The organism is Streptomyces sp. 35G-GA-8, assembly GCF_023534745.1.
Classification (GTDB): domain Bacteria; phylum Actinomycetota; class Actinomycetes; order Streptomycetales; family Streptomycetaceae; genus Streptomyces.
This window is the reverse complement of sequence record NZ_JAMHJQ010000006.1, coordinates 223,336-237,928: the sequence shown is the minus strand read 5'-3', so window position 1 is coordinate 237,928 and position 14,593 is coordinate 223,336. Positions and strand designations below refer to the sequence as shown.

General features: G+C 73.3%; 2 protein-coding genes. Both read right to left on the bottom strand.

The window, feature by feature from the left end; translation table 11 throughout:
• Positions 1-112 precede the first annotated feature (112 nt).
• Positions 113-322, bottom strand: coding sequence for an MbtH family protein (locus M1203_RS15265; protein ID WP_249950224.1), 210 nt, complete (start codon positions 320-322; stop codon positions 113-115).
• Complete coding sequence (locus M1203_RS15260) at positions 319-14,583, bottom strand: non-ribosomal peptide synthetase (RefSeq protein ID WP_249950223.1); 14,265 nt, start codon at positions 14,581-14,583, stop codon at positions 319-321. Before M1203_RS15260 ends, M1203_RS15265 begins: the two co-directional genes overlap by 4 nt.
• Between the last annotated feature and the right edge of the window lie 10 nt (positions 14,584-14,593).

Below are 14,593 nucleotides of genomic sequence, written 5' to 3'. Positions count from 1 at the left end.
CCGGGCGGGAGCTTCGCGTTGACGGAGGAGAACCGCGGAGACGGACCGCGCACCGGGACGCCGCCGCCCGTGGAGAGGGTTCTCCACCGGCGGCGGCGTCCCGGTGCGCGGGTCAGCCCTGCTGGGCGATGAGGCTCGCCGGGCGCAGGTCCGTCCAGTGCTCCTCGACGTACGCGAGGCAGGCCTCGCGTGTGTCCTCGCCGAAGGCGGTCCGCCACCCGGCGGGAACCTCCGCGAAGGACGGCCACAGCGAGTGCTGGTTCTCGTCGTTGACCAGGACCAGGAAGCGGCCCCGCGGGTCCTCGAACGGGTTGGTGGTCATGCGTTGTCACTCCTTGTGGACAGGGCGGTGAACAGCTCCGAGAGCGGCTGTTCCGGGTGGGCCACCACGGTGCGCAGCAGCCTCTGGAGTTCGTCGGCGAGCCGCCGTGCCTTGGCGGTGCCGAGCAGGTCGGTGGCGTAAATCAGGCCGCAGTGGACGGGGCCGTCGCCGCGCGGCTCGTAGAAGCTGAGGGTCAGCCGGGCCCGGGTCGAACCGGTGGGTACGGCGTCGAGGGAGCCGACCCCGCCCTCCAGCCCCGCCAGGTCCGCCTGCTCATGGTGGATCACCATCACCCCCGGGCCCTCCGGAGGCAGTCCGGTCGCCCGTACGACCTCCTCGAACGGGACGTCCTGCCGGTCGAGGGCGCTGAGCGTGGTCTCCCGCACCCGGGACAGCAGCTCCGTGAAGGTCGGGTCGCCCGCCACATCGGTGCGCAGCACCACCGTGTTGAAGAAGCAGCCCACCAGGTCCGTCAGTTGGTCGTCCGTACGGCCGGCGACCATCGTGCCGATGGGCAGGTCCGTACCCGCGCCGTGCGCGGTGAGCAGCGTCGCCAGGGCGGCGTGCAGAACCATGAACATGCTGGTGCCGGTCGCCCGGGCCAGCTCGTCCACGGCCGCGTGCGTCCGCTCGTCCAGCACGAAGCCCACCTGGCCCGCGCCGGGCGAGGACGAGCGCGCGCCGTCCGTCGGGAGAGCCGGCTCGGCCGGTACGTCCCTCAACGTCTCACGCCAGTAGGCGAGCTGCCGGCCGCCCCGGCTGTCCGGATCGTCCAGATCGCCCAGGACCTCGCGGGCCCACCGCGCGTAATCCGTGTACGAGACCGGCAGCGGCCGCCATGCGGGCGCCCGGCCTTCCTGACGCGCCGCGTACGCCGCCGTCAGGTCACGGAAGAGCGGGACGACCGACCACTCGTCCACCGCCAGGTAGTGCATGGTCAGCAGCAGCGCCTGCTGCCCGGTGGGCGCCGTGAGCAGATGGGCGCCGAGCGGTGCCCCACGGCCCGGCTCCGGCGCCCCGGCCGCCAGTTCCGCGAGGCGGGCCTCCAGGTCCTCGCACTCCTCCCGGATCAGGGCCGGGGGCTCGGCGACCCGGTGGTGCAGCGCGCCGTCCCGTTCCGTGAACGCCGTACGGAGGGGTTCGTGACGGGCGGCCACATCGGCGAGCGCGGCGGACAGCGCGTCCACGTACAGACCGTCGGACGAGCGCAGCACGAGCGCGTGATCGAAGCCCGGGTTTCGGCGATGGGCGTCCCACTGCCAGCGCTGGACCGGGGCCGCCGCCCGCGACCGCCCGGGGTCCCCCGCCGGGCGCAGTGCCGGGCGGGCCGTCGCCGCGCCCTTCAGCTTGCCTTCCAGACCGGCGATGGTCAGGGCGTCGAAGACGTCCCGGATGCTCAGCTCGACGCCGAACTCGGCGCGGATACGGGCCAAGAGCCGCATCGACGCCATGGAGTGGCCGCCGAGCGCGAAGAAGTTGTCGTGGATTCCGACCTTCTCCAGCTTGAGGATCTCGCGGAACAGCTCGGCGAGCCGGGCCTGTGTCCTGGTGGCCGGCAGCGCGCCGCCGGTCATCGCGGCCCAGTCGGGCGCGGGCAGCGCCTTGCGGTCCAGCTTGCCGTTGGGCGTCAGCGGCAGCGGGCCGTCCAGCGGCACGACGAGCGCCGGGACCATGTACTCGGGGAGCACACCGGCCAGCTGGGCGCGCAGTTCGCGCGGGTCCAGCCCCCCGGCCTCCGGCACGGCGTAGCCGACGAGCCGGACGATGTCGCCGTCGCGGTCGGGCACCACGGCGGCCTGGGCGACCGAGGGATGTCCGGCGAGGGCCGCCTCGATCTCACCGAGTTCGATACGGAAGCCACGGACCTTGACCTGGGTGTCGACCCGGCCGAGGAAGTCGAGGTTGCCGTCCGCGCGCCAGCGGGCACGGTCACCGGTGCGGTACATCCGGGCGCCGGGCGGGCCGTACGGGTCGGCCACGAACCTCTCCGAGGTCAGCCCGGCCCTGCCGAGGTAGCCGCGCGCGAGGCCGCGTCCGGAGACATACAGCTCGCCCGCGACACCCGGCGGTACCGGCCGGAGGCTGTCGTCCAGCACGTAGCAGCGGGTGTTGGGGTCGGGCCGGCCGATGGGCACCCGGCCACGGGGGCGTCCGCCGTGCTCGCGCGCCGGCCAGAGTGTGGAGTTGACCGTCGCCTCGGTGAGCCCGTACGCGCAGATCAGATGGGCCTTCTCACCGAACCGCTCGAACAGGTCCGGCGGCACCGTCTCCGTACCGACCAGGACGGTCGACCCCTCGGGCAGTTCGCAGCCCGGCGGCAGGGCCGACACGAGGGACGGCGGAAGGATCATGTGAGTGATCCGCTGGTCCGCGAGGAAGTCGGTGAGCGCCGGGCCGGCGACCCGCGCCTCGTCCGTGATGAGGACGAGCCCGCCTCCCTGGCACAGCGCCATGGACAGCTCGAAGGCGAAGACGTCGAAGCCGATCGACGCGAACTGGAGCACGCGGCTGTCGCGTTCGAGGCCCATCCGGTCGACCGCGGTGGCGACGAGGCTGGCGATGCCCTCGTGCGGGACGACCACGCCCTTGGGGCGGCCGGTCGAGCCGGACGTGTAGATGACGTACGCGGCCTGGTCGAGGCCGACCCGCCACCCGTCGAGCCCGGTCTCCGGCAGAGCGTCCAGCTCGGCGGCCACCGAAGGTTCGTTGAGCAGCACCAGCGGTACGCCCGCCACCTCCGGGATCTTCCCCGCGACCGGCTCGGTGCCGACCACGAGGGCGGCGCGCGAGTCCTCGATCATGTACGTCAGACGGTCGGCCGGGTGGACCAGATCGAGCGGCAGGAACGCGGCGCCCAGCTTCATCGTGGCGAGCACCGTGGCGACCATGTCGACCGAGCGGGGCACGGCCACACCGACCACGCTCCCGGCGCCCGCACCGCGTGCGGCCAGCAGCCGGGCCACGCGGTTGGCACGGGCGTCGAGCCGCGCGTATGTCACGGAGCGGGAGCGGTCGACGACGGCGACCGCGTCGGGGCGCTCGGCGAGCCGCCGAGCGAACAGCGCCGGGAACGACTCCTCGTCGACCTCGCGGGCCGTGGCGTTGAAGTCTTCCAGGACCGTCCGCCGCTCGTCGGCGGCGAGGATCTCCGCCCGCGATACGGGCTGCTCGGGGGCGGCGACGAGGGCGCCGACGAGCGCCCGGAGGCGATCACCGAGGCGTTCGGCGGTCTCGTGGTCGAACAGCTCCGTGGCGAATTCGAGACGGCAGCCCAGGGAGCCCGCTCCCCCGTCGGCCGAGGTGTGCTCGGTGAAGCTGAACACCAGGTCGAACTTGGCCGAGCGGATACGGAACGGCACATGGTCCGCGCGCAGACCGGGCAGTTCCAGTCCGTCGCCGGTCCTGGCGTGATAGCCGACCATCACCTGGAACAGCGGGTTCCGGGAGAGTGAGCGCGTCGGGTTGAGCTTCTCCACCACCGACTCGAACGGCACGTCCGCGTGCGAGAACGCGGCCAGGTCGGTCTCCCTGACCCTGGCCAGCAGTTCGGTGAAGCTCGGATCACCGCTCAGGTCCGTGCGCAGTACGAGCGTGTTGACGAAGAAGCCGACCAGATCGTCCAGCGCTTCGTCGCCGCGCCCCGCGATGGGTGAGCCGAGGGGGATGTCCGTACCGGCGCCCATGCGATACAGCAGGGCGGCGACGGCGGCGTGCACCACCATGAACATGCTGGCGCCGCTCTCGCGGGCGAGCCGCTTCAGCCCCTCGTGGACATCGGCGTCGAACGCGATGTCCAGTTCGGCGCCGGAGAACGTCGGCCGTGCCGGGCGCGGCCGGTCCGTGGGCAGCTCCAGTTCCTCGGGGGCGCCGTCCAGGGCCGTGCGCCAGTACTCCAGCTGCCGGGCCGCCAGGCTGCCGGCGTCCGCCGGGTCGCCGAGCAGGCGTTGCTGCCACAGCGCGTAGTCGGCGTACTGGACCGGCAGCGGCGCCCATCGCGGCGCCGCACCGCGCACGCGGGCCGCGTAGGCGGTGGCCAGGTCACGGAGGAACGGGCGGTCCGACCACTCGTCGGTGGTGATGTGGTGCAGCAGCAGGACGACGACATGGTCCTCGGGCGTCAGTTCCACGATCGTGGTGCGCAACGGCGGTTCGGCGGCGAGGTCGAACGGCCGGTTGACGGCTTCGTCGACGAGGGCGGGCACCTCGTCCTCGGTGGCGCGCAGCCGCTCCACGACCGGGCGTGCCTCCCCGGCGGGCAGCACGCTCTGGATCGCCTTTCCGTCGGGCTCCACGAACACCGTACGCAGGGCTTCATGACGGTCCGTCACATCGGCGAGTGCCGCGCTCCACGCCTCGGCGTCGAAAGCCCCGCGCAACCGCATGACCAGCGGGAAGTTGTACGCAGCGGAGGCGCACTCGATCTGCTGGATGACCCACAACCGCTGCTGGGCGTGCGAGAGCGGCAGGTGGTCGGGCCGCTCACCGGCGGTCAGCGCCGGACGGGCGGGGCCATCGGAGCGGGCCGCGCGGTCGACCAGTTCGGCGACGGTGGGTGCCTCGAACAGGTCGCGGATCGCGAGTTCGGCGTCAAGGGCGGTGCGGGCACGGCTGACCAGACGGGTGGCGAGCAGTGAGTGGCCGCCCAGCTCGAAGAAGTCGCTGTCGATGCCGACGCTGCCCGCCGGCAGGCCGAGCACTTCCGCGAAGAGGGCGCACAGCGTCTCCTCCCGCGGCGTGCGGGGGGCGCGGCTCGTGCCCGTTCCGGTGAAGTCCGGGGCGGGCAGGGCGCGTACGTCCAGCTTGCCGTTGACGGTGAGCGGCAGTGTGTCCACGGGGACGAGCGCCGAGGGGACCATGTAGTCGGGCAGCCCCTCCTTGAGGTGCTCACGCAGCCGCTGGAGCAGCTTCTCCCCCACCGCCGTGCCGTCCTCAGGGGCGAAGTAGCCGACCAGGCGCGGCGTTCCGGTGCTCTCGTTCACGACGACCGCCGCGTGGGCGACCTCGGAGTGCGCGGACAGGGCCGAGGAGATCTCGCCCAGCTCGACCCGGTAACCGCGGATCTTCACCTGGTCGTCGGTACGGCCCAGGAAGTCGAGGAGGCCGTCGGGCCGCTGCCGTACGAGGTCACCCGTGCGGTACATCCGCTCGCCCGGCTCCCCGAACGGGTCCGCGACGAACCGTTCGGCGCTCAGCGCGGGACGGTCGTGGTAGCCACGCGCCAGACCGGTGCCCGCGATGTACAGCTCGCCGGGGCCGCCCGGCGGAACGGGGCGCAGCATCGCGTCGAGAACGTAGGCGCGGGTGTTGCGGATGGGAAGGCCGACCGTGGGGGTCGCGCTGTCCGTCGTCGAGCCGCCGAGGGTGTTGATGGTGTACTCGGTCGGCCCGTACAGGTTGTAGCCGTAGGTGCCCTCGGTGCGGCGCAGCTTGGACCACACGGTGTCGGAGACGGCCTCGCCGCCGAGGAGGACCAGCGCCGGACGGTGTTTCCCGGCTGTTTCGTCCCGGTCGAGCAGCCCTTCCTCGATGAGGAGCTGGGCGTAGGTGGGGGTCACATTGACCACATCGACCTGGTGCCGGTCGCAGTAGGCGACCAGCGCCTCGGCGTCGCGGCGCAGTTCCTCGTCGCAGACGTGGACCTCATGGCCCTCGACGAGCCAGAGGAGTTCTTCCCAGGACATGTCGAAGGCGAAGGACACGGTGTGGGCGATGCGCAGCCGGCGCCCGCCGGCCGAGGCGATGGCCGGGTCGAAGATCTCCTTCTGGTGGTTGAGCTGCATATTGGTCAGCCCCCGGTAGGGCGTGACGACGCCCTTGGGGCGGCCGGTCGAGCCGGAGGTGTAGATGACGTACGCCGGGTACTCCAGCCGGTCCGGGACGTCGTGGGCGAACGCGGACCGCTCGGAGTCCGCGATCTCCCCACCGGGCAGGGCGGCCAGCTCGGCGACCACGGCCTCGTCGTCCAGGAGGAGTTCGGGCGCCACCGCACCGGCGTCCCCGCGGAGGGCCGGGGCGACGGCCTCGGTGGACACGAGGCACAGGGGTCCGGTGTCCTCGGCCATCAGCCGCAGCCGGTCGGCCGGATGGTCCAGGTCGAGCGGCAGATACGCGGCGCCCGTCCGCAGGACGGCGAACAGCGCGGCCACCATGTCGATGGACCGGGGCAGCGCCAGTGCCACGACCTTCTCCGGTCCCGCGCCCCGGGCGAGGAGCAGGCGGGCGATCCGGTTGACGCGCGCGTCCAGTCCGGCGTACGTGAGGGACCGCTCGCCGAAGACCAGGGCGACCGCGTCCGGGGTGCGGGCGACCTGCGCCGTCAGCATGTCCGCGATGGTCTCGTTCGGCACGGGCTCCCGACTGGCGGCCCACGCGGCAGCCAGCGCGGCGCGCTCCGGCGGCAGCAGCAGATCCACACCGACGGTACGGGCGGAGGCGGCGTCCGGGGCGGCGAGGGCCTCCCCGAGCCTTTCGAGGACGGTGGTGAACCGGCCGAGGATCGTGGTGGCGGCCCCCGCGCCGAACAGGTCGGGCCGGGCCGCCAGGGTCACCCGCAACCGGGTCTCGGGCGTGACGATCAGAGTGAGCGGGAAGTGGGTACCGTCCACGTTCGACACATCGGTGATGCCGTAGCGCTGCCGGAGCGCCGCCGCCCGGTCCTCGCCGTCGGCGGAGCGGAGCACGAAGAGCGTGTCGAACAGCCGGCGGTGGCCGGTCTCCCGCTGGAGCGTGCCGAGTCCGACGTACTCGTACGGCATGACCGCGGCCCGCTCGGCCTGCATGCCCCGGAGCAGGTCGAGCAGCGGCTCGTCCGGGGTGAACCCGACGCGTGCCGGGACGGTGTTGAGGAACATACCGATGATGCCGGCGACGTTCGGCACCTCCGCGGGCCGTCCGGCGACCGCCGTGCCGAAGACGACGTCGTCGCGGCCGGTCATCGCGGAGAGAACCAGGCCCCAGGCGGCGTTGAGCACCGTGTTCAGGGTGAGACCGTGCCGCCTGGCCAGGGCGCGCAGCCGGTCGCTGGTCTCCCGCGTCAGCACCGCGTCGAAGTCGGCCGGGATGACCGGGCCCGCGTCGCGGCCCGCCGGCGCGACGAGGGTCGGCTCGTCGAGACCGGCGAGCGCGCCGCGCCACGCGCCGAGGGCCTGGGCCGTGTCCTGCTCGTCCAGCCACGCCAGGTAGTCGCGGTACGAGCCCGGGGCGGGCAGACCCGCGGGGTCGCCGTCCCGCTCGTACAGCGTGAACAACTCCTCCAGGAACAGCCACGCGGACCAGCCGTCCCACAGGATGAGGTGGTGGGTGACGACGAGCCGGTCGCGGCCGTCCCCGAGCCGGATCAGCCGGAGGCGGCACAGGGGCGGCGCCGACAGGTCGAAGCGCTCGCGGCGGTCGGCGGCCAACAGCTCGTCCACGCGGGCGCGTTGGTCCTCCGTGGCCTGCCCGGACAGATCGGTCTCCACCAGGGGGACCTCGGCACCGTCCACGACGAACTGCACGGGCCTGGGCAGGCCGTCGCTGGTGAATCCGGCGCGCAGGCCGGCGTTGCGCTCCAGGAGCGTCCGGCAGGCGGCGCGCAGCCGGGCCGCGTCCAGCCGGTGGTCGAAGTCCAGGGTCTCCTGCGACAGATAGACGTCGAGCGCGTCCCCCGCGTCGTAGGTGGCGTGGAAGTACATGCCCTCCTGGAGCGGGGAGAGCGGCCAGATGTCGGCGAGCGGCAGCCCGGCGACGGCCTCGACGCGGGCGTTCTCCTCCGGGGACAGCTCCAGTCCGCCCAGCGGGGCGGGGGTCGGCGGATCCGCCGGCCCGGCTGCGGTCAGCTGGTCGAGCAGCGCCTTCAGGGCCGGGTCGACCGCGGCCCCGGACCGCTGCTGCTGGGCGAGCACGGCCTGGAGTGCCGCGGCGGCCTGCCCGGCTTCGGCGGCGGACACGGTCACACCGTCAGTGGGCGCCTCGGGGCCGCTCGGGCCGGTCTCGGCGGGATCGGCAGGATCGGCGGGCGCGCTCGCGGCAGCGGCGGCGAGCGCGGCGGGGGTGCGGCGCTCGAACACATCGCGCGGGCTGATGGTCAGTCCCCTTTCACGGGCGCGGGTGGCGACGGCGATCGAGGTGAGGGAGTCACCGCCGAGCATGAAGAAGTCGTCGTCGGCGCCGATCCCGGCCAGGCCGAGTACCTCGGTGAAGATCTCGCACAGGGCGCGTTCCCGCTCGTCGCGGGGTGCCCGGCCACCGGCGCCGGGGGTGAGGGACGGCGAGGGCAGGGCGTTCTGGTCGAGCTTGCCGCTGGGTGTCAGCGGCAGCTCGTCGACGGCCATGACAGCCGTCGGCACCATCGCCGCGGGCAATGCCCCGGCGAGCGCCCGGTGGAGGGCTTCGGCGTCCGGGTTCGCGCCGGGAGCGGGAACGGCGTAGCCCAGGAGCGTCCCGTCGCGGACGATCACGGCGGAGCGCGCGACACCCGGCAGGGCGACGAGCGCGGCCTCGATCTCGCCCGGCTCGACGCGATTGCCGCGGATCTTGACCTGCCGGTCCGTGCGGCCCAGGTACTCGACGGCGCCGTCGGCGCGGCGCAGGACCAGGTCCCCGGTCCGGTACATGCGCGTGCCGGGTCCGCCGAACGGGTCGGCGACGAACCGCTCGGCGGTCAGGCCGTACCTGTCGTGGTAGCCACGGGCCAACTGGACCCCGGCCAGATACAGTTCGCCGGGCACACCGTCCGGGACGGGGCGCAGGAAGGCGTCGAGCACGTACAACCGGGTGTTCCACACGGGGCGGCCGATGGGAACGGCGAGTTCGGCGCCGCCCTCGTACGGGAAGTACGTCACGTCGACGGCCGCCTCGGTGGGGCCGTACAGGTTGTGCAGCGGTACGGGGCCCCGGCCGTGCCGGGATGTCAGCTCCCCCCAGCGGCGGGCGTCCGGGCCGGTCAGGGCCTCGCCGCTGCAGAACACCCGGCGCAGGCTCGCCGTCCAGTCCGGGGCGTCGGCGGCGGCGTCCATCGCCCGGACGAACGCGGCCAGCATGGACGGCACGAAGTGCGTCGTCGTGATCCGCCGGGTGTGGATCAGCTCGGCCAGATAGGCCGGATCGCGATGGCCGTCGGGCCGGGCGAGGACGACGGTCGCGCCCTCGACCAGGGCCCAGAAGAACTCCCAGACGGACACGTCGAAGCTGGACGGGGTCTTCTGCAGCACCCGGTCGTCGGCGGTGAGGCCGTACTCCCCCTGCATCCAGGCGAGGCGGTTGACGATCGCGCGGTGGGTGACGGCGACGCCCTTGGGGCGCCCGGTGGAGCCGGAGGTGTAGATCAGGTACGCGGGGTGATCGGGTCCCGCGTGCGCGCCGGGCGTCTCGGGGACCTCCTCGTCGTGGTCCACGACGATGTGTTCGAGACCCGGTACGCCGGGCAGTCGCCGGGCCGAGTCGCCGGTGGTCACGACGGTACGGGCCCCCGAGTCGGCGAGCATGAACGCCACCCGGTCGGCGGGGTAGTCGAGGTCCACGGGCAGGTAGGCGGCGCCCGCCTTGTGCACGCCGAGCAGGGCGACCATCAGCTCCGCGGAACGGGGCACCGCGACCGCGACGAACCGCTCCGGGCCGGCGCCGCGTGCCCGTAGCCGCCGGGCCAGCGCCTCCGCGCGCCGGTCCAGTTCGGCGTAGGTCAGGGTGGTGTCCTCGAAGACGACCGCGGGGGCGTGCGGGGTCCGTGCCGCCCGCGCGGCGAAGAGCGAGGCGAGCGTGGCGTCGGCGTCGGGCAGCGCGTGCGCGGTGGCGTTCAGCGCGGTCAGCCGCTCCCGCTCCCGGTCGGACAGCATCCCGGTCCGGGCGACCGGGCGGCCGGGGTCGGCGGGAAGAGTCCGCAGCAGCGTCTCGAACCGGCAGGCGATCACCGCCACGGACAACGGGTCGAGCCGGACCGCGTCGTAGGTGAAGCGCAGCGACAGCTGGGCGCCGCCGGGCTCGACGATCAGCGCGAGCGGGTAGTGCACGGCGTCGAACACCTCGGCGCCGCTGACGCGCAACGCCTCGTGGTCCTCTCCGGTGGACTGGTCACCGGACGGGAAGTTCTCGAACACGACGAGCGTGTCGAAGAGTTCACCGCCGCCCGCGATCCGCTGGATCTCGGCGAGCCCGAGGTGCTGGTGGTCCAGCAGGGCGGCATGCTCGTCCTGGACGCGCCGCAGCAGGTCGGCGAGCGACTCGCCCGCGTGCAGGGTGACCCGGGCGGGCACCGTGTTGATGAACAGGCCCACGGCCCTGTCCAGGCCCTCCACCTCGGTGGTGCGTCCGGAGACGGTGGTGCCGAACACCACGTCCTGACTGCCGGTCAGACCACCGAGAAGCAGGGCCCAGGCACCGTGCACGACGGTGCTGAGGGTGAGACCGTGACCGCGGGCGAAGGCGGTCAGGTCGGTGGTGAGCGACTCGGGCAGCCTGACGTCCACGTGCTCGGGCATGGCGGCCGGTGCGTTCTGGTCGACGCCGGTCGCGAAGGCGGAGGCGGGCAGCCGGGTGGGGCCGTCCAGACCGGCCAGGGCCCGCTGCCACGCGTCGCGAGCGGCGTCGCTGTCCCGGCAGGCCAGCCAGGAGAGATACGGCTCCGGGGCGGGCGGCTCGGGCAGGTCCGCCCCTGCGTGCGCGGCGGTGAGTTCGCGCAGCAGCACGGAGACCGACCAGCCGTCGGCGATGATGTGGTGCAGGGTGAGCAGGAGTCGCCGACGCTGCCCGTCCCGGATCAGGGTGGCGCGCAGCAACGGCGGCCGGGCGAGATCGAACCGCTCGGCGCGGTCCTGCCGCAGCAGTTCCTCCAGCGGGGTGCCCGAGGTGTCGGCCTCGCGCCAGGGAAGGGGCGCGTGGTCGGAAATCCGCTGGACGACCTCGCCGCCCGGGAGCTGGCGGAACGAGGCGCGCAGCAGCGGGTGCCGGTCGAGCAGCAGTTGGAGCGACTGACGCAGCCGGTCCGGGTCGACGGTGCCTTCGAGGTCGAGGAGTTCCTGGACGACGTAGAGGTCACCGGCCTCCGGGTCGAACTCCGCGTGGAAGAAGAATCCTTCCTGGAGCGGGGAGACGGGCAGGGCGTCCTGGTCGAGGCGCGCCGCCCGTGCGGCCGTCCGGTCCGCCGCCGGCGCCTCGCCCGCGCCGGCCCGGCCCGCCGTCCTGGCGAGCGCGGCCACGGTCCGCTGCCGGAACACGTCGCGGGGGGTGATCACGAGCCCGGCGTCGCGGACGCGGTTGACCAGCTGGATCGCGACGATGCTGTCACCGCCCAGCTCGAAGAAGTCGCTGTCGACGCCGACGCCGGCCGACGGCAGGCCGAGCACGTCCGCGAACAGCCCGGCGAGCGCGGTCTCGTCGGGGGTGGTGGGCGCGTCGCCGCCGGCCGTCGCGGTCCACCGGGGCTCGGGCAGGGCCCGGCCGTCGAGCTTGCCGTTGGGCGTCAGCGGCAGGGGTCCGTCCAGGCGTACGACGGCGGAAGGGACCATGTGGTCGGGCAGCGCTTCGGCGATCCGGGCGCGCGCCCGCGCCACGGAGGCGTCCGGGTCCGTACCGGCCTCGGCCACCAGATAGGCGACGAGCCGCTTGGCGCCGCGGTGGTCCTCACGGACCAGGACGGCGGCCTGGGCGATGCCCGGGCAGGCCATGAAGGCGCTCTCGATCTCGCCGGGTTCGATGCGGTGGCCGCGTATCTTGAGCTGGCCGTCCGCGCGTCCCAGGAACTCCAGGTTGCCGTCGGCGGCCCAGCGGACGCGGTCGCCCGTCCGGTACATCCGCGCGCCCGGTTCGGCCGCGTACGGGTCGGCGACAAAGCGTTCGGAGGTGAGCCCGGACCTGCCCAGGTAGCCGCGGGCGAGGCCGCGTCCGGCGACATACAGCTCGCCCACGGCACCGACCGGCACACAGCGCAGCGCGGAGTCGAGCACATAGGCACGGGTGTTGGGGTCGGGCTCGCCGATGGGAGCGGGTCCCGGCCTGTCCGGGGCGGCGATCCACAGGGTGGAGTTGACGGTGGCCTCGGTGAGGCCGTACGCGACGACCACCTGGAGCCGGCCGGACCAGCGGGCGATCAGCTCACCGGGCACGGCCTCGGTGCCGACGATCAGCACGGCGCCGTCGGGCAGGTCGCAGTCCTGCGGCAGGGCCGAGACGAGGGACGGCGGCAGGATCATATGGGTGGCGCGATGGCGCGCGATGTACTCCGTGAGGGCGGGCCCGGCGACGCGCCGCTCGGTGGGGACGACGATGACACGGCCGCCGACGCACAGCGACATGATCAGATCCCAGACCGTCACGTCGAAGCCGGCGGAGGCGAACTGGACGACGCGGCTGTCGGACGTGATGCCGATACGGTCGGTGGCGGTGGCGATGAGGCCCCCGACGCCGTCGTGGGAGACGACGACGCCCTTGGGCCGGCCGGTGGAGCCCGAGGTGTAGATGACATAGGCGGCCTGGCCCAAGGTGACGGGCACACCCGGGTCCGAGGCGTCGAGGGCGGCGTACTCGCAGGCCACGGAGGGGTCGTCGAGGAGCAGCTGACCGACGCCGGTGGCCTTCGGGAGGACGTCGGACAACTCCCGGGTGGTGATGACGGTGCGCGCCCCGGCGTCATCGAGCATGTAGAGGAGCCGGTCCCGCGGGTGGTCGACGTCCAGCGGCAGATAGGCGGCCCCTGCCTTCATGACCGCGAGCAGGGACACCACGAGTTCGGGGGAACGCGGCACGGCCACGGCGACGACGTCCTCGGCGCCCACGCCGCGGGCGGCGAGGAGGCGGGCCAGCCGGTTGGCCGCCGCGTTCAGTTCGGCGTAGGTGAGCTCCCGCTCCTCGCAGACGAGGGCGACGGAGTCCGGGGTACGGCGGACCTGCCGCTCGAACGCGGCGGGCCAGGAGAGTTCGGCGGTCTCGCGCGGTGACACGCCGAACTCGTCGAGGAGTTGGCCCCGCTCCGCTCCGGAGGTCAGCTCGATGCGGCCGACGGGGCGGTTCAGATCGTCGGCCAGGTCGGCCAGCAGGGCCAGGAAGCGGCGCTCGTGGGCGCGCAGGGTCTCCTCGTCGCACATATCCGCGTCGGCGTCGATATGGACGCGGATGCCGAGCCCTCCGTGGGTCTCGACGAAACTGAGCGCCAGGTCGCTGACCGGGCCGAGCCAGACCGGTTCGAGTGTGCTCTCGTGGTCCGAGAACAGCGGGTCGTCGGAGCGGGGCAGGATGTTGACGGTCGGGCCGACGAGTTCGGATACGCCGTCGGCCAGGCCGAGTTCTCTGGCCAGGTCCTCGGCTCGATAGCGCCCGTGGTCGACCGCCTCGGTGACCGCGTCACGAACCTCGGCCAGCAGTTCGGCGCCGGTCGTACCCGGGCGGACGGACAGCCGCAGCGGGACGATATTGGACACCATGCCGGGGATGCCGGCCGACTCGGTGTCCTGGCGGGCGGCGATCGGCAGGCCGAGGACGAGGTCCTGCTCACCGCTGACCCGGTGCAGGTAGCCGGCCACGGCCGAGAGCAGCAGGCGGGAGACCCTGGTGCCGGCCCGCTCCGCTGCGGCGTACAGGGGCTGGGCGTCCACCGGGGACAGCTCCGACGTGCGTCGCAGCCGCCGCGTCATGAGCGCCGGGGCGCGTTCCACCAGGCGTACGGGCTCGGGACGGTCGGCCATCCGGGCCAGCCAGTAGACGCGGTCCTCCTGGTGGCGATCCGAGGCGCGGTAGGCCAGATCGGCCTCGACCAGGCGGGAGATCCGCCAGTCGTGGGGGGCGGGAGGGCGGTCGCCCGCGGTGTAGATCTCCCCGGCCCGGCGCGTGATGAGCGCGACGCCCATGCCGTCGGTGACGAGGTGGTGATAGCGCTGGTACCACGCGACGTGGTCGTCCGCCAGACGCAGCAGGGCCTGGGCGAAGAGGGGGCCCCGGGCCGGATCTGCCGGGCGATCGCGCTCGGCGTCCATCCAGTCGGCGGCGGCCCGTTCGGGATCGGAGGCGTTTCGCAGGTCGACGACGGGGACGTCGAAGGCGACGGGTGCGGGCGTCTGCCGTGGTCCGCCGTCTCCGGGGCCGACTCGCACATGCAGGCTCTCGGCTTCCCCGACGGCCCCCCGCACGGCGGCGGCCAGGCGGTCGAGGTCGAGGTCGCCGCGCAGGTCCAGAGCGAACACGATGTTGTAGGCGGTGCTGTCCGGGTCGATCTGCTGGGCAAGCCAGATACCGGATTGCCCACCCGTGACGGGTATGCCGGAAGCGGACGTCCGGTCAGACTCGACGTCAAACATCGTTCGAAAG